This is a genomic window from Afipia sp. GW823-FHT06G09 (genome assembly GCF_058794875.1).
This window is the reverse complement of sequence record NZ_JBXAHF010000004.1, coordinates 287,181-308,862: the sequence shown is the minus strand read 5'-3', so window position 1 is coordinate 308,862 and position 21,682 is coordinate 287,181. Positions and strand designations below refer to the sequence as shown.

Annotated in this window: 21 protein-coding genes; 8 read left to right on the top strand and 13 right to left on the bottom strand. The window is 60.1% G+C overall.

Annotated elements, in window-relative coordinates:
- Window positions 1-43: 43 nt before the first annotated feature.
- From AC1Q67_RS18280 to AC1Q67_RS18250, 7 genes are all read left to right on the top strand, one after another.
- Window positions 44-358, top strand: coding sequence for a hypothetical protein (locus tag AC1Q67_RS18280; RefSeq protein ID WP_492236887.1), 315 nt, complete (start codon window positions 44-46; stop codon window positions 356-358).
- Between the two features lie 161 nt (window positions 359-519).
- Entirely contained in the window at window positions 520-801 is a 282-nt protein-coding gene (locus AC1Q67_RS18275) for an acyl carrier protein (RefSeq protein WP_002711294.1), read from the top strand.
- Between the two features lie 10 nt (window positions 802-811).
- Window positions 812-1,285 (top strand): 3-hydroxyacyl-ACP dehydratase FabZ family protein, encoded by a 474-nt coding sequence (locus tag AC1Q67_RS18270; protein WP_492236888.1) that lies wholly within the window; start codon window positions 812-814, stop codon window positions 1,283-1,285.
- Window positions 1,278-2,477, top strand: a complete 1,200-nt coding sequence (locus AC1Q67_RS18265; RefSeq protein WP_492236889.1) for a beta-ketoacyl-ACP synthase — start codon at window positions 1,278-1,280, stop codon at window positions 2,475-2,477. Before AC1Q67_RS18270 ends, AC1Q67_RS18265 begins: the two co-directional genes overlap by 8 nt.
- Before the next feature lie 13 nt (window positions 2,478-2,490).
- Entirely contained in the window at window positions 2,491-3,771 is a 1,281-nt protein-coding gene (locus AC1Q67_RS18260; RefSeq protein WP_492236890.1) for a beta-ketoacyl-ACP synthase, read from the top strand.
- 98 nt (window positions 3,772-3,869) lie between these two features.
- Entirely contained in the window at window positions 3,870-4,892 is a 1,023-nt protein-coding gene (locus AC1Q67_RS18255) for a zinc-binding dehydrogenase (RefSeq protein ID WP_492236891.1), read from the top strand.
- On the top strand, window positions 4,892-5,824 hold the full coding sequence (locus AC1Q67_RS18250; RefSeq protein WP_492236892.1) for a lipid A biosynthesis lauroyl acyltransferase: 933 nt from the start codon (window positions 4,892-4,894) through the stop codon (window positions 5,822-5,824). Before AC1Q67_RS18255 ends, AC1Q67_RS18250 begins: the two co-directional genes overlap by 1 nt.
- On the opposite strand, the gene AC1Q67_RS18245 is transcribed toward AC1Q67_RS18250, so the two are convergent.
- The 10 genes from AC1Q67_RS18245 to AC1Q67_RS18200 all read right to left on the bottom strand — a co-directional run bounded on the left by AC1Q67_RS18245 (window position 5,825) and on the right by AC1Q67_RS18200 (window position 18,221).
- Window positions 5,825-6,910 (bottom strand): polyamine ABC transporter substrate-binding protein, encoded by a 1,086-nt coding sequence (locus AC1Q67_RS18245; RefSeq protein WP_492237165.1) that lies wholly within the window; start codon window positions 6,908-6,910, stop codon window positions 5,825-5,827. It abuts the gene before it with no gap.
- Between the two features lie 37 nt (window positions 6,911-6,947).
- Complete coding sequence (locus AC1Q67_RS18240) at window positions 6,948-8,099, bottom strand: aminotransferase (RefSeq protein WP_492236893.1); 1,152 nt, start codon at window positions 8,097-8,099, stop codon at window positions 6,948-6,950.
- Between the two features lie 5 nt (window positions 8,100-8,104).
- Window positions 8,105-8,458 carry a rhodanese-like domain-containing protein gene (locus AC1Q67_RS18235; RefSeq protein WP_051358656.1) on the bottom strand — a complete coding sequence of 118 codons (354 nt, stop codon included), beginning with the start codon at window positions 8,456-8,458 and terminating at the stop codon, window positions 8,105-8,107.
- 92 nt (window positions 8,459-8,550) lie between these two features.
- Window positions 8,551-10,473, bottom strand: a complete 1,923-nt coding sequence (locus tag AC1Q67_RS18230; protein ID WP_492236894.1) for a potassium transporter Kup — start codon at window positions 10,471-10,473, stop codon at window positions 8,551-8,553.
- 148 nt (window positions 10,474-10,621) lie between these two features.
- Window positions 10,622-12,523, bottom strand: a complete 1,902-nt coding sequence (locus tag AC1Q67_RS18225) for a potassium transporter Kup (protein ID WP_492236895.1) — start codon at window positions 12,521-12,523, stop codon at window positions 10,622-10,624.
- Window positions 12,524-12,675: 152 nt separating this feature from the next.
- Entirely contained in the window at window positions 12,676-13,506 is an 831-nt protein-coding gene (locus AC1Q67_RS18220) for an OmpA/MotB family protein (RefSeq protein ID WP_029659630.1), read from the bottom strand.
- A gap of 31 nt (window positions 13,507-13,537) precedes the next feature.
- The gene (locus tag AC1Q67_RS18215) at window positions 13,538-14,311 is read right to left on the bottom strand and encodes a motility protein A (RefSeq protein ID WP_024574525.1); all 774 of its coding nucleotides are present in this window, start codon (window positions 14,309-14,311) and stop codon (window positions 13,538-13,540) included.
- 248 nt (window positions 14,312-14,559) lie between these two features.
- On the bottom strand, window positions 14,560-15,447 hold the full coding sequence (pssA, locus tag AC1Q67_RS18210) for a CDP-diacylglycerol--serine O-phosphatidyltransferase (protein ID WP_492236896.1): 888 nt from the start codon (window positions 15,445-15,447) through the stop codon (window positions 14,560-14,562).
- A gap of 73 nt (window positions 15,448-15,520) precedes the next feature.
- Window positions 15,521-16,276: a phosphatidylserine decarboxylase gene (locus AC1Q67_RS18205; protein WP_492237166.1), complete on the bottom strand. Its 756-nt coding sequence runs from the start codon at window positions 16,274-16,276 to the stop codon at window positions 15,521-15,523.
- Window positions 16,254-18,221 (bottom strand): ABCB family ABC transporter ATP-binding protein/permease, encoded by a 1,968-nt coding sequence (locus AC1Q67_RS18200; protein ID WP_492236897.1) that lies wholly within the window; start codon window positions 18,219-18,221, stop codon window positions 16,254-16,256. The genes AC1Q67_RS18205 and AC1Q67_RS18200 overlap by 23 nt, the downstream gene beginning before the upstream one ends.
- A 220-nt stretch (window positions 18,222-18,441) precedes the next feature.
- Between AC1Q67_RS18200 and AC1Q67_RS18195 the strand changes: the two genes are divergently transcribed.
- Complete coding sequence (locus tag AC1Q67_RS18195; RefSeq protein ID WP_024574521.1) at window positions 18,442-19,047, top strand: LOG family protein; 606 nt, start codon at window positions 18,442-18,444, stop codon at window positions 19,045-19,047.
- Window positions 19,048-19,053: 6 nt separating this feature from the next.
- On the opposite strand, the gene AC1Q67_RS18190 is transcribed toward AC1Q67_RS18195, so the two are convergent.
- The 3 genes from AC1Q67_RS18190 to AC1Q67_RS18180 are packed head-to-tail and all read right to left on the bottom strand — an operon-like array spanning window position 19,054 to window position 21,587.
- Window positions 19,054-19,443, bottom strand: a complete 390-nt coding sequence (locus tag AC1Q67_RS18190; RefSeq protein WP_492236898.1) for a VOC family protein — start codon at window positions 19,441-19,443, stop codon at window positions 19,054-19,056.
- Window positions 19,444-19,467: 24 nt separating this feature from the next.
- On the bottom strand, window positions 19,468-21,066 hold the full coding sequence (gene cimA / locus AC1Q67_RS18185; protein ID WP_492236899.1) for a citramalate synthase: 1,599 nt from the start codon (window positions 21,064-21,066) through the stop codon (window positions 19,468-19,470).
- Window positions 21,063-21,587: a GNAT family N-acetyltransferase gene (locus AC1Q67_RS18180; RefSeq protein ID WP_492236901.1), complete on the bottom strand. Its 525-nt coding sequence runs from the start codon at window positions 21,585-21,587 to the stop codon at window positions 21,063-21,065. The genes cimA and AC1Q67_RS18180 overlap by 4 nt, the downstream gene beginning before the upstream one ends.
- Window positions 21,588-21,682 lie beyond the last annotated feature (95 nt).

Sequence of the window (21,682 nt, the reverse complement as noted above, 5' to 3'; positions counted from 1 at the left end):
TGCGACCGACTTAGGATACCTTTGCTGATTTGGACTGTCTTTCATGACTGACGGCGATCATCGCGTGCTGAAATTCCGCCCGCGCACACGGGCACGGTCCCCGACGGCAAATCCGGCCGGCAAACTCGCGCCCGACCTGTCCCGCTACGAACGGGCGAACGAAAGTCCCGACGACTATCGTCATCGCATGATCGCGAATGCCGCTGCCATTGCCTTTACAGCAGCGTTGACGGGGGCCGGCATCTGGCTCGCCATGACCCTTGCCGATCTCCGGAACACGCAGGACTGCGTCCTGATGGGCCGACGGGATTGCGCACACATCTCAGCACAGAAAACCGATCCGATTCGCCACAACTAGGGTCGGAAACGGGTCATTTCGCTGTCACGTTGCGCCATTGAACTCGGATCATGGCTCCGATATACGGGGTTCAACCCGTCCAAAGGGGCTTGTGGCACGGTTTCGAGCCCAGCGCCCCATGCCAGAAATGGCATTTACCTCAAAAATCTCAAAGGTTTAGCATGTCGTCTACATTCGATCAGGTCGCCACGATCATTGCGGAAACGTGCGACATTCCTCGCGACACGATCACCCCGGAAAGCCACGCGATCGACGATCTGGGCATCGACAGCCTCGACTTTCTCGATATCGCCTTCGCCATCGACAAGGCCTTCGGCATCAAGCTGCCGCTGGAGAAGTGGACGCAGGAGGTCAACGACGGCAAGGCCACGACCGAGCAGTACTTTGTCCTGAAGAACCTCAGCGCGCGCATCGACGAACTGGTCGCCGCCAAGGGTGCCTGACGCCCCTGCCATGCAGCTCGAATACTTCCAGATGGTTGACCGCATCACCGACCTCGACGTCGGTAAGCGGACGATTACGGTCGAGTCGCAGGTCCCCGAAACCAGTACCGTCTTCGAGGGGCACTTCCCCGGCTATCCGCTGATGCCGGGCGTGCTGCTGACCGAGACGATGGCGCAGACGTCCGGGTGGCTCCTGATCGCGCTCCTGAAGTTCGAGCGCATGCCATTCCTTGCCAGCGTCAAGGAAGCCAAGATGCGCGACTTCGTGAAGCCTGGCGAGCTGCTAACGATCAACGCGAGCCTCGTTCATGACGGCTCGGGTTTCGCTGTCACCGACGCTAACGTCCGTATCGGTGGCAAGTTGAAATGCAACGCGACACTAACTTTCCGCCATACGCCATTCCCTCACCCGGACTTGCGCGTGCATATGGAAGCGATGGCGAAGCGTATCGGCTTTCCTCAACAGGCAATCGCTCATGACTGAGATCCCTTCATCAAAAGGCGGACCGCGCGAAGCCTGGATCACGGGCATCGGCCTCGCTACATCGCTCGGCGAAGGGCTGGATGCGCATTGGGACGCGCTTAACGCCAAGACGATCAACGTCGACGAGACAACCTTCGCGCCCTACATCGTCCATCCGATGACCAAACTGAGCTTCGACGGGCAGATCCCCAAGAAGGGTGACCAGCGCCAGATGGAAGCGTGGCAGCGCATCGGTACGTATGCAGCAGGTCTCGCACTCGACTCCGCCGGCGTGAAGGGCAATAGCGAGATCCTCTCGCGCATGGACATGATCGTTGCCGCAGGTGGTGGCGAACGCGACCTCGCGGTGGATTCCTCGATCGTCAACGCCAACATCCAGGGCAACGCCGACCCGGCCCTGCTCAACGAACGGCTGATGAACGATCTGCGCCCCACCCTGTTCCTGGCGCAACTTTCGAACCTCCTCGCCGGCAACATAGCCATCGTTCACGGCGTCACCGGATCATCCCGGACCTTCATGGGCGAGGAAGCCGCAGGCGTTGATGCGGCACGTATCGCACTGGCGCGCATCCTCGACGGACAAAGCGACATTGCCCTTGTCGGCGCTGCCCAGAACAGCGAGCGCAAGGAAATGCTGATGCTCTACGAGTTCGGCGATTTCAACCTGAAGAACAAGTTTATGCCTGTCTGGGAGCGCGACAATGGCTTCGCACTCGGTGCGGGCGGCGTGTTCCTCGTCATCGAGTCGAAAGAACACGCCCAGGCGCGCGGCGCAAAGCCTTATGCAAAGCTGACCAAGGTCGTTTCCGACCATGCACGGCGCAAGAACCCCGGTGCCGTGACGGCAGTCCTCGAGGGACTGTGGTCAAAGATCGGGGCGATCGGCGAAAACAGCGCGATTATCACAGGCGCAACCGGCGCGGCGCCCGTGACCGCGGAAGAGCGTGCATTTCTCGACAAGCACCGCAACATCCCTGCGCGCGGCACCGCCACTTCTTTCGGCCATGTCGTAGAGGCTCAGTTCCCGCTCGGTCTGGCGCTCGCGGCGCTGTCGATCTCGCGCGGTGCGCTGTTTCCGCCGAACGATAAAACCGGCGTCGAGATTGAAATGACCAAGGCGCCATCCCAGATTGTGGTAATCGGGGCCGGTCACTGGCGCGGCGAAGGCATGGCGCTGGTTGAGGCCGTCTAAGCGGGGAAAAACCATGACGACGACTCGCGACAAGTTCGGACGACCCATCGTAGTCGTCACCGGCATGGGTGTTGTCACATCCCTTGGCGCGGGCAAGTCCGACAACTGGGCCAAATTGACCGCAGGCGAGTCCGGCATCCGGACCATTACCCGTTTCCCGACCAACGGCCTCAAGACGACAATAGCCGGCACCGTCGACTTCATCCCGGTCGAACCCTTTTCGTCGACAACGCTCTCCGAGCGGCTGGCCGACGTCGCCGTCGAGGAAGCCGTTGCGCAGTCCAGCATCGGTAGCAAGGGTGACTTCCCCGGCCCGCTTTTTTTGGCGGTCGCCCCTATCGAACTCGAATGGGAACCCCGCAACGACATCGCCCGCGCGACTAGGATGAGCGCGGGTATCGATTACGACGCGCTGCTCAAGGCCAGTGGTAACGGCCGTTTCACCGGCTTGCACCGCCGCTTTCTGTTCGGCTCCGTCGCCGATCATCTGATCGAGACTTTCGGCACCAAGGGATCTCCGATTTCGCTGTCGACGGCATGTGCCTCCGGCGCGACCGCGATCCAGCTCGGTGTCGAAGCGATCCGCCGCGGCGAAACCGATGCCGCGCTGTGCGTCGCAACCGACGGGTCAGTTAACGCCGAGGCGCTTATTCGCTTCTCACTTCTGTCCGCACTGTCCACCAACAACGAACCGCCACATGCGGCGGCACGCCCGTTCTCGAAGAATCGGGACGGCTTTGTCATGGCGGAAGGCGCCGGTGCGCTGGTGCTGGAAAGCCTTGAAGCCGCCACTGCACGCGGCGCGAAGATTCTCGGCATCGTCGCTGGATGCGGTGAGCTCGCCGACTCATTCCATCGCACGCGTTCGAGCCCTGACGGCAAGCCGATCGTCGGCTGCGTCAAGAACGCACTGTCCGATGCTGGCATGGGCATCGAGCAGATCGACTATATCAATGCCCACGGCACCAGCACGCCGGAGAACGACAAGATGGAATATCTTGGCATCTCCACGGTGTTCGGCGATCGCGCACAGCAGATTCCGGTTTCGTCCAACAAGTCGATGATCGGACATACGCTTTCGGCTGCGGGCGCGGTGGAAGCCGTGTTCTCGCTGCTCACGCTGGAAAACCAGCGCATTCCGCCGACGATCAACTACGACGTGCCCGATCCGGCAATCCCGTTCGATGTGGTTCCGAACAAGGCGCGCGATGCGCGCGTGACAGCAGTGATGTCGAACTCATTCGGCTTTGGCGGTCAGAACGCGTCCCTGATCCTGGCCCGCGAGCCCGTCTAAAGGCTCCCGGCCCGGGTGTTCGGCGGTTGACGCCCTCCGTCGAACCAGCGATACCCACGTCCAAATCTGCAAGTAAATCAGCCTTTCAGGACGCCTTTATGCGTGCGCTCAGTCTTGTTGCCGACCGCCAGCTGGTGGTCGCGGATATACCCCCGCCCCCGCCGCCCGGCACAGGCGAGGTGCAGATCCGCGTCAAGGCGGTCGCCCTCAACCACATCGACGTCTGGGGCTATCGCGGCATGGCTTTCGCCAAGCGCAAGCTGCCGCTTGTGGTCGGCGCGGAAGCCTCCGGCGAGATTGTAGCCATCGGCGACGGCGTGACCCGCTTCAAGCCGGGACAGAAAGTCGTGATGTACGGCGCGCTGACCTGCGGCACCTGCCCCGCATGTCAGGCCGGCCGTGACAATCTCTGCGAGAACGTTGCCGGCATCATGGGATTTCATGTCGACGGCTTTGCGCGCGAGCTGATGAACCTCAGCGAGCGGTTGGTCATTCCCGTTCCGGATGGCGTCTCGGACCGCGACGGGGCCTGCGCTCCGATCGCCTACTCGACCGTGCAGCACATGCTGTTCGACAACGCAAAATTGCTGCCCGGCGAAACCGTGCTCGTCCATGCCGGCGGCTCGGGCATCGGCACCGTCGCAATCATGATGGCAAAAGCCATCGGCTGCACCGTCATCACCACGGTCGGCGACGACTCCAAGATTGAAGGCGTGAAAGCGCTCGGCGCGGACCATGTCATCAACTATCGCAAGGATCGCTTCGAAGGCGAGACGCGGAAGATCACCAGGAAAAAAGGTGTCGACGTGGTGTTCGAGCATGTCGGCGCAGATACCTTCAACGGCTCGCTGCTGGTCCTGAAGCGCGGCGGACGGCTGGTCACCTGCGGCTCAACCTCGGGGCCGACCACCACGATCAACCTGATGCAGCTTTTCCAGCAGCAGTACCGCATCTTCGGATCGTTCGGCGCGACCATCAAGAACATCGCCGAGAGCCTCGACAAAATGGCCGCCGGCATGAAGCCCGTCATCGACACCGAAGCGCCGATCGACGATGTTGAGACGGCGTTGAAGCGAATGGAAAGCCGGCAGGTGTTCGGCAAGATCATCGTCACACTGTGATGCGCCGCCTGTTCCTCCGCACCAGGGCTATTCTGCGCGACGCGCTCAAGCCTGTGACAGGGGCCATCGTCGGCGCGATTGCGGTCGGACTGTTGCGCGCGACCCGCTATTTCGATCCCGACAAGACCGCGAATTTCTTCGGCTCGGTCACGCGGACAATCGGTCCCTGGCTGCGGGAGCATAAGATCGGCCGCGCGAACCTGACAGCGGCCTTCCCTGAAAAATCACCGGCCGAGATCGATACGATCCTGATGGGCGTCTGGGAGAATCTCGGCCGCGTCGGCGCAGAGTTCGCGCATATCGACCACCTCTGGGATCTCAATCCAGAGAACTGGGAGAGTGGACGTATCGAGCCTGCTCCCGGCAGCATAGAGAAATTTCTTGCGCTTCGCGACGACGGCAAGGGCGCGCTGATCTTCGCGTCCCACCTCGCCAATTGGGAATTGCCGGCCCTCGCCGCTCCGGCCTACGGTCTCGAATCCGCTGTACTGTTCCGCCGCCCAAACATCGCCGCTGTCGATCGCGCGATCCAGGACATTCGTGCCGTCAACATGGGCACGATGGTCGCCACCACCCATGACGCACCGTTGCGGCTAGCACAGGCCCTGCAGAACGGCATCCACGTCGGCATGCTGGTAGACCAGCACTTCGGCCGGGGCGTCGATGTCACATTCTTTGGACGAAAGACGAAAGCCAATCCATTGCTCGCGCGCCTTGCGCGGCAGATCGAAGTACCGATCCACGGCGTGCGCATCATCCGTCTCCCAAACCATCGCTTTCGCATCGAGGTGTCAGACGAGGTGACGCCGGTACGCGATGCCGAAGGCAAGATCGACGTTCAAGCCACCACGCAGGCCATCAACAGCGTGATCGAGGGATGGGTCCGCGAACATCCCGAACAATGGCTCTGGCTCCACCGCCGGTGGCGGTGATTAGCGACCCGTCTTCACCCGCGTCCATAGCCGGTTGATGATGCGCTGGGTCGCCGGATCGCGCGCCGTGATCACAAACAAGCGGCTCAAAGTCGTTTCGTCCGGATAAACCGTCTTGTCATTCATGACCTTCGGATCGATCAGCTTCTGGCTGGCAAGATTGCCGTTGGCATAAGACAGGAAATCCGAGTTCTTGGCAGCGACATCCGGCCTGTAAAGGTAGTTGATCAACTCGTGGGCCTCGGCGACATTCTTCGCGTCCGCAGGGATCGCAAAATTATCGAAGAACATCTGCGCCCCCTCCTTCGGAATAGCATATCCGATTTCGACGCCGTTCTTGGCTTCCGCCGCGCGGCTCTGCGCCTGCTTGATATCGCCCGACCAGCCGACAACGAAACAGATTTCGCCGGTGGCCAGTGCGTTCAGATACTCTGATGAGTGAAACTTGCGCACATAAGGCCGCACCTTGCTGACAAGATCGGCAGCCTTTTCAAGATCAGCCTGCTTGGTCGAATTCGGATCGAGGCCAAGATAGTTCAGCGCGGCCGGCAGGATATCATCTGCGGAATCCAGCATGTGGATGCCGCAATCCTTGAACTTTGCAAGGTTCTCGGGAACGAAAACAGCCGACCATGAATCGATCTTGGCGTCAGCGCCGAGAATGTCCTGCACCTTCTTGACGTTGTAGCCGATGCCGGTGGTGCCCCACATGTAATTGGCGGCAAATGCGTTGCCGGGATCATAAATCGCAAGGCGTTTGGTTACTTCTGGCCATGCATTGGCAAGGTTAGGCAGCTTCGTCTTGTCGAGCTTCTGGAAAATGTTGGCCGCGATCTGACGCTGCAGGAAATACGCCGTCGGTACGACCACGTCGTAACCCGATTTGCCCGCTAGGAGCCGCGTCTCGACAGTCTCGTTGGCATCGAACGTGTCGTAAGTGACCTTGATCCCGGTTTCCTTGGTGAACTGTTCGAGGACGCCGGGCGCCATGTAGTTCGACCAGTTGTAGAAATTCACGCTGCGCTGCTGCGCCTGCGCGAGTGGCGTCCAAGCCAAAAGACCACCTGCAACGATTGCAGCAAGGATCAGCCCCCTTTTCCCACCAGCAATCACCGTATTCTCCTCAACCGTGAAGAACGTGCGTCAACCGCTCAAGCGCCGTGTCGAGCGTTTCATCTTTCTTCGAGAAGCAGAATCTCACGACCGACGTGACATGGTTCTCTTCGTAGAAGGCCGACACGGGAATGGCGGCAACCTTGTGCTCATGCACAATGCGCTTGCAGAACGCCACGTCGCTTTCATTCAATCCAAGCGGCGCAAGATCGACATTCAGAAAATAGGTCCCCTGCGATTGCAGCACCGGGAATCCAAGGCTGGCGAGACCTTTGCTCAAACGATCGCGGCTGCGCGCCAGATCCGCCCGCATTTGCAGGAAATAATCATCCGGCTTGCCGAGGCCGTAGGCGACTGCAACCTGGAGGCTGGGCGCCGTCGTGAAGGTGATGAACTGATGCGCCTTCGCAAGCACACGCAGGATATGCGGCGCGGCGCAGACGAAACCGATCTTCCAGCCGGTCAGGCCGAAAATCTTCCCGGCCGATCCGATCTTCACCGTGCGATCACGCATACCCGGAATTGAGATTAGCGGAATGTGTTCGCGGCCGTCGAACACCACATGTTCCCAGACCTCATCGCAAATGGCGATCAGGTTATGCTCCTGACAAATCCGCCCGAGCATCTCGAGGTCCTCGCGCGGATAGACCACGGCAGCCGGATTCAGCGGATTGTTGAGAATGACGTAACGCGTCTTTGGAGTAATGGCAGCGCGGATCGCCTCTTCAGGGAGCCGCCAGTGCGGCGGCTCAAGGCGCAGAAACTTGGGAATGCCACCCGCGAGCCGGATGATCGGCACATAGGAATCGTACATCGGCTGGAACAGCAGCACTTCATCGCCCGGCTGCACGAGGCCGAGGATCGATCCTGTCAGCGCCTCGGTGGCGCCCGACGTCACCATCACCTCGCTCATGGGATCGAGTTGCAAGCCGTGCCAGTGCGAATAATGGGTGGCGATGGCCTGGCGCAGTTCCGGGATCCCCATCATCGAGGGGTACTGGTTGTAGCCGTTCAGGACGGCGTCGGCGGCCTTCTCCCTAACATCGAGCGGACCAGGATCTTCCGGGAAGCCTTGGCCGAGATTGATCGCGTTGAGGTCGCGTGCAGCCTGCGACATAACGTCAAAAATGGTGTTTGGCAGGTCCGCAAAAATCCGGTTCACGAGGATCAGCCGCCTGTTTTGGACGGCAGTCCGGCAGCCTTCCACGCCAGCATGCCCCCCGCGAGATGCGAGTCGTACGGCTTGCCGCCCGCCTGAGCGGCCAATGATGCCGTTACCGAACGCTTGCCGGACCGGCAGGCAAAAACCACCGTCTTGCCCTGAGGATCGGGAATTTCGGCCGGATCGAACGTCGAGAGCGGCAGGACCACCGCGTCCGGATAGGCCTCGGCCGCGACCTCATTCGGCTCACGCACATCGATCAGGAGATAGCGCCCCTGCGCAATTCCGGCGGCCACCTCTTCCGCCGTCAAATCGTGAACTTTCTCAGCCTGTGACACATCGACCTCCACGAGGGTCATCCAAAAGATCGGCCCCCAAGATTGAGCGCGAACGGCGCACAACCTCTCTTTTTGTGACAAGAAAATCAAGCTTCGCGGGACGCCGGTTATCCCTAAATCGTGACCTGCGTGCCGACTTCCACCACACGGCCGGTCGGGATCTGAAAGTAGTCCGTGGCATCGTTCGCCGAACGGCTCATGCCGATGAACAGATGATCCTGCCAGCGCGGCATTCCGGACTGTGCAGCGGGCTTCAAGGCGCGGCGGGACAGAAAGAACGATGTCGACATGATGTCGAACTGCCAGCCGAGCTTACGGGCAATGGCGAGCGCTTTCGGAACGTTCGGCGATTCCATAAAACCGAACCTAAGCGTGACCTTGGAGAACATCTCCCCGACATCCTCTAGCCGTACCCGCTCTGCGATATCCACGCGCGGTGTCGACGCGATCTCGATGGTGAGAATGACATTCTTCTGATGCAGCACCTTGTAGTGTTTCAGACTGTGCATCAGTGCGGTCGGAGCATAATCCGGATTGCTTGTCAGAAAGACAGCCGTGCCGGGCACGCGCTGCGGCGGCTTCTTCTCCAGCATCGTAATCAGATCGGTGAGAGGAATTTCCTGCCGATGCGACTTTTCATAGAGCAGCCTGCTCCCGCGCCGCCACGTGTACATTAAAAGCATGACCGCGCCGCCAAGCGCCAGCGGCACCCAGCCGCCTTCGAAAACCTTGAGCAGGTTTGCCGTCAGGAATGTCAGGTCGATCGCTAGAAACGGCAAGATCAAAGCGGCCGCAGCGAACGGTGACCACCTCCACACTTTCCAGATGACGACGAAACCCATCATCGCCGTGACCACCATCGTGCCAGTGACCGAGATGCCGTAGGCCGACGCCAGCGAACTGGAAGAGCGAAACATCACGACCAGCATCAGAACGCCAACAAGCAGCAGCGTGTTGACACGCGGAATGTAAATCTGGCCTGAATGCGCTTCGGATGTGTGAGTGATCTCGAAACGTGGCATCAGACCAAGCTGAATGGCCTGCCGCGTCAAAGAATAAGCCCCCGTAATGACGGCCTGGCTCGCGATCACGGTCGCGACCGTGGCGAGCACAACCATCGGAACCAGCGCCCATTCAGGAAACATTAGAAAAAACGGATTTTCGATCGTGTGAGGATTGCCGATGACCAGTGCGCCCTGCCCGAGATAGTTCAGCGCCAGCGAGGGTAACACCAGAAACAGCCATGCCGTCTGGATGGGACGTTTGCCGAAATGACCAAGATCGGCATAGAGCGCTTCGGCGCCGGTCACGGCGAGGAAAACCGCACCGAGCGTGACCAGACCAATGATCCCGTGATTGAGCAGGAATGAAACCGCATATACGGGATTGAATGCGAGTAGCACGCTTGGCTGTTGTGCAATCAATGGAAGCGCCGCCATCGCCATAACGGCGAACCAGATACACATGATAGGGCCGAAGAAAGCGGCGACGCGGGCCGTGCCGCGCGACTGGACAGCAAACAATGCGACGAGAATGAGAATCGTGATAGGAACGACGTAGTGGTCGAGCGCGGACGTCACGAGCTTGATGCCTTCGACCGCAGACAACACCGACAGCGCCGGCGTGATGACCGCATCACCGTAGAAAAGCGCACCGCTGATGATGCCAAGCAGAACAACAACGCCGCCGCTGGTGCCCAGCGCGCGCTGCGCCAGCGCCATCAATGCAAGCGTTCCACCCTCGCCGTTGTTATCGGCGCGCAGCAGGATCACCACGTATTTGAGCGTGACCACGACAATAAGGGCCCATAGAATCAGCGACAATACGCCGAGCACGGCTTGCGTGCTGGCCGTCGCGGCCGTCGCGCCGGCTGCTGTCACAGCTTCCCGGAACGCGTACAGCGGGCTGGTGCCGATATCGCCGTAGACAACGCCGATACTCCCAAGCATCAGTCCCTTGAAGGACGCGGTGGAATGCGTCTCACCATGTCCGTTTGCCGCCGGCGTGTCCGCCGCGGCTGATGTCGTATCGGTCATCAGGAAAATTGCCTCGAAATTCACTGCACAATTGCAGCGCAGCAGGCCTATACCCCGCGCTTCGCGCACACGTTAAACTGTTTTCATGCCACAGGCATGTCCTAAACGCATATACCATCCAGGGCAGATCTGGATTTAACAAGACTAATCAGATAGTTACCTGAGTGCCAACTTCCACCACGCGCCCGGTCGGAATTTGGAAATAGTCGGTGGCATCGTTCGCGGACCGGCTCATGGCAATGAACAGATGGTCCTGCCACAGCGGCATACCGGATTGGGCGGAAGGCTTTAGCGAGCGTCGGGACACGAAAAACGACGTCGACATGATGTCGAACTGCCAGCCGAGCTTGCGCGCGATTGCCAGCGCCTTTGGCACGTTCGGTGACTCCATGAAGCCGAAGGTGAGCCGGACGGTCGAGAACTTGTCGCTGATCTTCTCCATCCGCACGCGGTCGGCCACGTCGACACGCGGTGTCTCGGCGGTGTGGATGGTCAATATGACGTTGTGCTCGTGCAGAACCTTGTTGTGCTTGAGGTTGTGCAGCAAGGCGGTCGGAACGTATGCGGGATCGCTGGTGAGGAAAATAGCGGTGCCCTTCACGATGTGCGGCGGCCGTTTTTCGAGACTCTTGATGAGATCGCCTAACGGCACTTCGGTGCGCCGGGTCTTGTTGATGAGGATCACGGTACCGCGGCGCCACGTCCAGACCAGACCAGCCATCAAAATCCCGAACAACACCGGCACCCAAGCGCCCTGAAGCAGCTTGAGGAGATTTGCGGTCAGGAAGGTCAGATCGACAATCACCAGAGGCACGATCAGCGCGGCCGCAGTTGCGGCGCGCCAGTTCCACAGCTTCCAGATCACGACGAAACACATCAAGCCGTCGCAAACCATGGTGGTGGACACTGCGATGCCGTAGGCCGACGCCAGATTGCTGGACGTGCGGAACAGTCCGACGAGCAACAACACGCCGATCAGCAGCATCATATTGACCCGCGGCAGATAGATCTGCCCGGCGTGGGTTTCGGACGTATAGCGAACCTCAAACCGGGGAAGCAGTCCGAGCTGAATGGCCTGACGCACCAGTGAGAATGCACCGGTGATCACCGCTTGGCTGGCGATGACGGTTGCCGCAGTCGCAAGACAGATCAGGGGCACCAGCACGCTCTCCGGCACCATGCGATAGAATGGATTTTCGATGGCTTCCGGATGCGCCAGAACCAAAGCGCCCTGGCCGAAATAATTCAGCAGCAGGCACGGCAGAACGAAATAAAACCACGCGGCCTGAATTGGCTTGCGGCCGAAGTGACCAAGGTCGGCGTACAACGCCTCGCCGCCGGTCACGGCCAGAAACACCGCACCCAAAATCACCAGCCCGATCATACCGTGTGTCAGCAAGAACTGGACGGCAAATATGGGGTTGATGGCGTGCACGATGCCGGGATCGTCGCTGATGTGCATCAGTCCCATCACGCCAAGGGTCAGGAACCAGATGATCATGACGGGACCGAAGGCGCTGGCGACCATGGCGGTTCCACGGCTTTGCAGAGCAAACAGACAGACGAGAATCACAATCGCCAGCGGGACGACATAGTGCTCAAGCGCTGGCGCGGCGATCTTCAGACCTTCGACCGCGGAAAGCACGGAAATGGCCGGCGTAATCATCGCGTCGCCAAGGAACATCGCGCCCCCGATCACGCCAAGCGCCAGGAGCACCCAACTGCGCCGTCCCAGCGCGCGCTGGCCGAGGGCCATCAGCGATAGCGTTCCACCTTCACCGTTGTTGTCGGCGCGCAGCAGGAGCAGCACGTATTTGATGGTGACGACGACGATCAGCGACCAAAGGATTAGCGACAGAACACCGAGCACGATCTCCCGCGAGACGGGGCCGCCATGGGTGGCGTTGTGGACGGCTTCGCGAAAGGCATACAAAGGCGATGTGCCGATGTCCCCGAACACCACACCAATGCTTCCAAGAGTGAGGGCCCAAAATCCGGTTGTTACCGGCACCTCTTGGGGCGTATCGGCAGATGAAACGCTGGCAGCCATGATCGAAGGAACGCCCTGACGGTGTCTTTTGATCCCGGCAAGCCCGGCGATCATTTCTGAGTGGCGCTTCTTATATCACCCACATCCGAAGTCCACTGCGACGCATCCACAGGGAACCCGCGCTGTAGCAAAGGTATAATAATACGCCCAAATCAAGGTTTCAGATTAGGAGGCAACGGCGGGTCCTCCCGCATCAACGTAATGGTCACGCGCCGGTTTGCGGCCAGCGAGGGATCGTCTGGAAACAACGGCTGGGTATCGGCCTTGCCCGCGACAGAGAACACGTGGGAGGCCGGCAAGCCTTCCTGCTCCAGGATCTGGCGAACGACGTTGGCGCGGTCCGCGGACAGATCAAACCCGTCATATCCGGACCGCGTTGGCAGGAAGCCGGCCGAGGTGTGGCCAACAATGGCGACGCGCAGCGGAGTGGCCTTGAGCGGCGCCGCTAGCTTCTGAAGCAGGCGCCGGGTCCGTTCCAGCGGCTGTTTGGACCCATCGGCGAACATCGACCGGCCGTCCTGATCGACGATTTCGAGGTTGAGCCCCTGCTTGGTCTCCTCGAACATGATGTGTTTGGACAGCTCGGAAATCTCCGGCAGATCCTGCAACGCCTGGCGCAGCGAAGCGGAGGCGAGCGCGAATTCGCGGTCGGTCTTCATGCGCGCGCCGGCCGTCTTGTTCTTGTCTTCCTGATCCGGCGTCGGATTGTTGGAAGCCTCTTCCGGCGGAATGTGCGCAACGTTCCGCATCTTGGGACGTGTCGGCAAACCATCGGACTCGATGAGGCCCGAGAAGCGCGATGCGTTCTGGACGCCGAAGGCATCCCGCATCGAACCGGCAACGATTTTGAGCTTCTGCTGATCCTGGGTTGAGAACGCGACAAGCATCACGAAGAAGCTCATCAGGAGCGCCATGAGATCGGCGAAGGTCACGAACCAGCCGTGACCTCCCCCGTGTGCTGCACCCTTCTTTTTCTTGGCCATGGCCTATGCCGCCTTACGTCAGCGCGAAAGATCAAGCCGGAACCGGCTCGCCCTCTTCATGGCGATGCTTTTCAGGCAGATAGGCCAGCAGCATTTCGCGGACCAGCGTCGGCGACTTCGCGTCGCGGATCATCAGGATTCCATCGATGATCAGGGTGCGATTGGTATCTTCGTCCGTCAGTTTGACATGCAGTTTGTCGGCGATCGGCAAACAGAACAGGTTCGCAACAAGCGCACCGTACAGCGTCGCGAGCAACGCCACCGCCATGAAAGGACCCAGCTTCGACGGATCGGACATGTTCGAGAACATCTGCACCATGCCGATCAGGGTGCCGATCATGCCGAAGGCCGGCGCGCAGTCGCCGATGGCGCGATAAATCTTTTGTCCCTCGTCGAGATGCATCAGGAAATTGTCGCGGTCGCGCTCAAGGTTGTCGCGGATAAAATCCATGTCGTAGCCGTCGGCTACGTAGCGGATTCCCTTGGCAAGGAACGGATCATCGGTTTCAACTTTTTCAAGGCCCACGGGTCCCTGCTTCCGGGCGACTTCCGCAAGTTGCGCCAGTTCGTCGACCAGTTCGCGCGATGTCGTTTGCCGCATCGTGAACGCGTACTTCAGCCCCATCGGCATGCCATGAAGAATGGCAACAAAAGGAAAACGGATCAGCGTTGCGGCAAACGAGCCACCTCCAATGATGATGATGGCGTGAATGTCGTAGAAAATCCGGAAATCGCCGCCCATCAGGATCAGGGTGACGAGAACAGCAATACCAGCGAGCAGGCCTGCCCCGGTGGCGATATCCATTTCAAACTCCGACGCAACAACACGGCGCGGCCCGTTCTGAGCGCGCATTGGAACACTAGCGTCGGTGCAATTAAGTTCGGGTAAAGGTTATCGAATTGATGCTGGCTTGCGACAAGATTGCCGTGAACACGGCAAAATCTGGCTCAAACAGCGAATATTGGAGCGATTATCCGCAGTCTGATGGATGCAATCGTGAAAAATCTCAGGAATTCGTTAACCATAAGCGCGCCCGACCAGCAGGCTTACGCTCAATTCAGCCGCGGCGGCCGGTCATCTTCAACAGGATCGGTTACGACGTTGAAATCCCCGGTCGCAGGACTTGCGTAGCGTGGTTCGCTTGTGGCCGCGACAGCAGCCTCTCGTGCGCGGCGCTCGTGCGCCCTGTAGGACGCCCATCCAAGGGGCAGACTGAGCAAATAGATCAGCGAGCCGCCGGTCAAAAGATGCCACGGATAACTGATCAAGACGGCGATGAACAACACCACCAGCACGACGACCGGCAGAACCATGTCGGGTGCGATCCTGCCGCCGATCATCTTGCCGGAGAACACCGGCAGCCGTGACACCATCAGGAATGCGATGGCCAGGGTGAACACTGCCGTAATCGGGGCCGGCAGTTGAGGCGCGCCAATGAACACCAGATACATCGGCAACAACACGCAAAGTGCGCCCAGCGGCGCCGGAACGCCGGTAAAATAGTTTCCGGCGAAGGCGGGCTTGTTCGGATCGTCCATAGTGGCATTGAACCGCGCCAGCCGCAGACCACCACTGATTGCAAAGATCATCGCGGCGATCCAGCCGACGTTCTTCAGATCGTGCAACTGCCAGAAATACAGGATGAGCGCAGGCGCAACGCCGAAGTTGACAAAGTCCGCAAGGCTGTCGAGTTCCGCACCGAACCGCGACTGGCCCTTGATCATACGCGCCACGCGGCCGTCGATGCCATCGAGCACCGCCGCGAACACGATCGCGGCAAGCGCCAGTTCGTTGCGGCCTTCGATCGACAGCCGGATCGCAGTCAGACCCGCACAGATCGCCAGCAACGTTATGACGTTGGGTACAAGCATCCGGATCGGAATCTGGCGAAACCGGCGGCGGCGCAGATCAGGCGTTCTAGGATCGGATGGCATGTCCATAAGCCCTTATATAGCAATCCCCTCAATGCTTCGCCATTGTGGCGAAACGGCAGGAGGATGATCGCGGGCTTGGTTAATCCACCCGGTAGCTGCGGCCGCCGTCGCCAAGCTTGAAGTCGGCCAGCACGGTTTCGCCCGCAATGGCCGTCTGGCCTTCCGACACCAGCGCCTTGGCGCCTTCCGGCAGGAAGACGTCAAGCCGCGAGCCAAAGCGGATCAACCCGAAACGCTCGCCCGCTCCGAGGACCTGCCCCTCCTTTACGAACGACACAATACGCCGGGCCACCAGCCCCGCGATCTGGATCACGCCGATCCGGCCAGCCGGCGTCGAGATGACCAGCGAGTTGCGCTCGTTGTCTTCGCTCGCCTTGTCGAGATCAGCATTGAGGAATTTTCCGGGACGGTAGGCGATGCGGTCGATACGGCCAGCCACCGGACTGCGGTTCACGTGGCAGTTGAACACGCTCATGAAGATCGAAATGCGCGGCAGCGGCTTGTCGCCGAGACCGAGTTCGGCCGGCGGCACAGCCTGCACAACCATCGAGACCCGGCCATCGGCCGGCGACACCACGATACCTTCACGTACCGGCGTCACCCTCACCGGATCGCGAAAGAACAGAGCGCACCAGACTGTCAATCCGGCCCCGATCCAGCCGAGCGGCGTCCAGATCCAGAACAGGATCAGGCTTGCGAAGGCAAAAGCTCCGATGAACGGGTAGCCCTCCGGATGGATCGGCGGAAGCTGGTCGCGAATGGACTTAACGACGGACATGCGTTCAAGAACCTGCGTTGAATTGGACCTAAGACTATTCGGCGGCTTCCGGCGCAGCCAGCGGATCGTCGACCGGCGGCGGCGCACGATTGGGCGCGATGTTCTCGTCGGCCATCATGGCCAGCTTTTCCCGCGCTTCCTGAGCCTCACGTTGCCTGTTCCACATGCTGGCGTAAAGGCCGTTTGCCGCCAGAAGCTGCGCGTGAGTGCCGCGCTCCGAAATGCGGCCCTGATCCAGCACGATAATTTCGTCGGCACCGACGATGGTGGATAACCGGTGCGCAATCACCAGCGACGTTCGGCCGCGCGCAACCTTCTCCAATTGATCCTGGATTTCGCGCTCCGTATGGCTGTCGAGCGCCGATGTCGCCTCGTCGAGCACCAGAATTGGCGGCCCCTTCAGGATCGTGCGCGCAATCGCGACCCGCTGCTTCTCGCCGCCGGACAGTTTCAGTCCGCGCTCGCCGACCTCGGTCTCATAACCGTCCGGCGACATGCGGATGAAGCCGTCGATCTGCGCCATCGTCGCGGCGGCCTCGACCTCTGCGTCGGTTGCATCCCACCGGCCGTAGCGGATGTTGTAACGGATGGTGTCGTTGAACAGCACGGTGTCCTGCGGCACCATGCCGATGGAGGCACGCAAGGACGATTGCGTGACGTCACGAATGTTCTGACCATCGATGGTGATCTTGCCGCCGCTGACATCGTACAACCTGAACAGCAGGCGGGAGATGGTCGACTTGCCCCCACCCGACGGCCCAACGATCGCGACGGTCTTCCCCGCGGGCACCTCGAACGAAAGACCCTTCAGAATCGGCCGGTCCGGGTCATAGGCGAACTTCACATCCTCGAAACGAACCGTGCCTGCTGAAATCTGCAACGGCTCCGCGCCGCGAACATCCTTCACTTCCGGATTGCGCGACAGCACGCCGAACATCTTTTCGATGTCGATGATCGCCTGCTTGATTTCGCGGTACACCATGCCCATGAAATTCAGCGGCTGATAAAGCTGGATCATCATGGCATTGATCATGACGAAATCGCCCACCGTATTCGTGCCGTTGCGGATTCCGAGGGCGCACATCAGCATCGTTGCGGTAAGGCCGAACGTGAAGATCACAGCCTGGCCCGTGTTGAGCACAGCGAGGGATGTGTAGGTATGAACGCTGGCGCGCTCATAGCGCTCCATGGATTTGTCGTAGCGACGCGCTTCACGCTCCTCGGCGCTGAAGTACTTCACCGTCTCGTAGTTGAGCAACGAGTCGATTGCCTTGGTGTTGGCCTCGGTGTCGGAATCGTTCATCCGCCTGCGGATCTCGATCCGCCATTCAGTCGCGTAGTAGGTGTAGAGCATGTACACGACGACGGTGACGAACGTCACAAGCACGTAACGCCAGTCGAACTGCCAGAGCAGCACGCCCATCATCAGAGCCAATTCGACAATGGTCGGCGCAAGCTGAAGGATGACCATGCGCACCATGGTCTCGATGCCGGTACGTCCTCGCTCCAGCACACGGGTCAGACCACCGGTCTTGCGCTCCAGATGAAAGCGCAGCGACAACTCGTGCATATGAACGAATGTAAGAAACGCAAGCTTGCGCACCGCATGCATCGCCACCTTGGCAAAGAGGCCGTCGCGCCACTGCGTCAGCACCATCATGACAATGCGGATGGCGCCATAACTGAGCGTCATGATGAGCGGAGACGCGATCAACCACAGCGCCCAGTTCGACGATTGCACAGGCGCGGTGTCTGCGCCGGTCAGCGCATCGACGGCCCATTTGAACGTGAAGGGGACAAACAGCGTCGCGATCTTGGCGATGAGCAACAGCACCATCGACCAGACAACGCGCATCTTCAGATCGGCACGATCGCCCGGCCAGATATACGGCCACAGATGCGCCAGCGTTCCGAACAGCGTAGCTTTCTCGGCAGTTACATCAGGGGACGGCTGGGCGTCTTTCGGCGCCTCCGCGGGTCCGGCGGGATAGAGGTCGGCCATTTTAGCGTGGGTCGCCTTGGGGCTGCCTGACGCGGCCGAGGGCGGCGCATGCCGCCATGTCGCATGGTGGAGTCATAGGCGTTATATAGAGCGTTCCCGCCCTTTTCGCACCCTGCCCGGGGGTGGTTTTCCTTAAATATCGCGATTCAAGAAACAATCGACTGTGCGCCGCAGGATACGCGTCTTGACGATGTCGCAATGCGATGCCACATCGCATAAGATGAATACTATCAAGAATGTCTGTGTTTATTGCGGTTCCGGCCCCGGCACCAATCCCGAATTCGTCAATGCAGCCACAGCTTTCGGCAAGACCCTTGCCGAAAACGGCGTTGGTCTGGTCTATGGCGGCGGCTCCATCGGCCTGATGGGTGCAGTTGCGGCCGGCGCGCTGGCTCATGGTGGCAAGGTCACCGGCATCATCCCCACCTTCCTGACGAAGCGGGAGCACGTCCTGAAGGACGCGCAAGAGCTCATCGTCACCAAGGACATGCACGAGCGCAAGCAACTGATGTTCGAGCACTCCGACGCGTTCGTCGCGTTTCCCGGTGGTGTCGGCACGCTGGAGGAGCTGGTCGAACAGATGACGTGGTCGCAGCTCGGCCGCCACAGCAAGCCGATCCTGCTCGCGAATATCGATGGATTCTGGAATCCCCTGCTCGTGCTGATCGATCACATGAAGCGGACGGAATTCATCCGCGCCAACCTGTGGGTCGATGTTCTCACCGCTGATCGCGTCGAGGACATTCTCCCGACGCTTCAGAAGGTCGCCGCGCAGGTGCCGGAAGCGGAAAAGCTGATGGACGACCAGGTCGCGAGCCGGCTGTAATCCGGCTCAGGCCGACTTATCGTCTCTGAGAAAGGTCACCGCTTCGATCCGGTTTCCGTCCGGGTCGGCAACGAAGGCGGCAAAGTATCTTACGCGATCATGCGGACGTACGCCGGGCGGACCATCGTCTGTGCCGCCTGCCCCCAGGGCTGCAGCATAAAACGTCTCGACCTCGTTTATTGTTCTGGCGCGCAGGCAGATATGCGTCCCGCTGTCCGGCGACACGCGCGTCATGTTCGGACGCAGATTGATCCAGAATTCTGGATAGCCTTTTCCGAACCCGATCGTCGCAGGCCGCACGATCAGTTTTATCAGTCCGAGTGGCGCGAGCACGGCCTCATAGAAGCGCGCTGCCCGTTCAAGATCGGCAACCCCCACCGAAACATGATCGAGCATTTGACGCTCCCTTTCCGGGCCGGATCACGCAGGTGCGTTGGATTTCACCAGCTTGTAGACGACCGAATCCATCAGGGCCTGGAATGATGCATCAATGATGTTGGGCGATACGCCCACCGTGGTCCAACGTTCGCCTGCCTCATCCTCGCTCTCGATCAGCACGCGGGTGATGGCCCCCGTGCCTCCATTGAGGATACGCACGCGATAATCGACCAGCTTCAGGCCTTCGATGTACTTCTGATATTTGCCAAGGTCCTTGCGCAAGGCGACGTCGAGCGCATTGACCGGGCCGTTGCCCTCCGCCGCCGAGATCAGCATTTCTCCCGCGACGTCGACCTTTACCACCGCCATCGCGACAGTGACATGTTGGCCCAGCGCATTGTAACGCTGCTCGACGTTCACATCGAACTGCACAACCTTGAAATAATCCGGCACCTTGCCGAGCGTGCGGCGCGCCAGCAAATCGAAGGAAGCATCCGCGGATTCGTAGGCATAGCCCGCTGCTTCCTTCTCCTTCATTTCCTCGACCAGACGGGTCAGCTTCGGATCGTTCTTGTCGAACGGAATACCGGCCCGCTCCAGTTCGGCGATGACGTTGGAGCGCCCCGCCTGATCCGAAACCAGCACCTTGCGGTGGTTGCCGACAGCCTCCGGCGTGATGTGCTCGTAAGTCTGCGGGTCCTTCAGAACCGCCGACGCGTGGATGCCTGTCTTGGTAACGAACGCGCTTTCCCCGACATAGGGCGCGTGACGATCCGGCGCGCGGTTGAGAATATCGTCCAGCGCGCGCGAAGCATGCACCAGCGTCGTGAGCTTCTCCTGCGAAACGCCGATTTCGAACCTGTCGGCAAATTCCTTCTTCAGCTTCAGCGTCGGAATCAGCGAGCAAAGATTTGCGTTGCCGCAGCGCTCCCCCAGCCCATTGAGCGTGCCCTGAATCTGCCGCGCACCCGCTCGCACCGCCGCAAGTGTGTTTGCAACCGCCTGCTCGGTGTCGTTATGGGTATGGATGCCGATGTGATCGCCGGGGATATGCTTCACCACCTCGCCGACGATGGTCTCGATTTCGTTCGGCATGGTGCCACCGTTGGTGTCGCACAGCACCACCCAGCGCGCGCCTGAATCATACGCCGCCTTGGCGCAGGCGAGCGCGAATTGCGGGTTCTCCTTGTAGCCGTCAAAGAAATGCTCGCAATCGAGCATGACCTCGCGGCCTGCCGCCTTCGCAGCGCCGACACTGTCGCGGATCGAAGCGAGGTTTTCCTCGTTGGTGGTCTCAAGCGCGACCCGCACCTGATATTCAGACGATTTCGCCACAAAGCAGATCGCATCGGCCTTGGCTTCAAGCAATCCTGCGATGCCGGGGTCATTCGACACCGAACGGCCCGGCCGGCGCGTCATGCCGAAGGCGGTGAATTTCGCATGATCGAATTTCGGCCTGGAGGAAAAAAATTCTGTATCCGATGGGTTCGCGCCTGGATAACCTCCCTCGATGTAATCGATGCCAAGATCGTCAAGCATGCTGGCGATGATCTGCTTGTCGTGCAGCGTGAAATCAACGCCATTGGTCTGCGCACCATCGCGCAGCGTCGTGTCGAACAGATAGAGGCGCTCGCGGTTCATGATGATCTTCCCGGCATCTCGCCGCGCGGCGCTTCGCCGCCCAGTGACTTCTTCATTGTGGTGTTGGCGAGCCATTCGTCGCCGACGGTGACCGTGCTGCGCTGCTGGCCCGTATAGCCACGACCGGCAAAAAAGGGCTCCGCCGTATCGCTCGCTTCGACTGTCAGGGCGGTCGCACCTCGCGCGCCGGCAAGCTTCTCGAGCGCCTCGCAGAGTGCTGTGGCGACGCCCTGCCGCGCAAAGCCCGGATGCACGTAGAGCAGATCGAGGTGGCCCTTGCCCTTCAGCGACGCAAAGCCAACAGGAGAACTCTCGATGGTTGCCACCAGCGTCAACTGCCCCGCAAGACGCTTGCCGAATTTGCTTTCGTCTTCGGCGGCGCTGGCCCAGGCCTCGCGCTGCGCATCCGAATAGTCGTCCTCGGCCAGTTCATCGATGCTCGCTACGAAGATCGCCGCGAGCACCGGTGTGTCCTCGGGAAGAAACGGCCGCAAGCCGACTTTGGGTATGGATTGGCCCATTGCCTTACCAGACGTTGACGAGTTTGAGCGCAAGCGCGATGGCGGCAACGATGAGCAGCCACTTGATCGCGATATAGTAACGCCAGTGCTTGGGA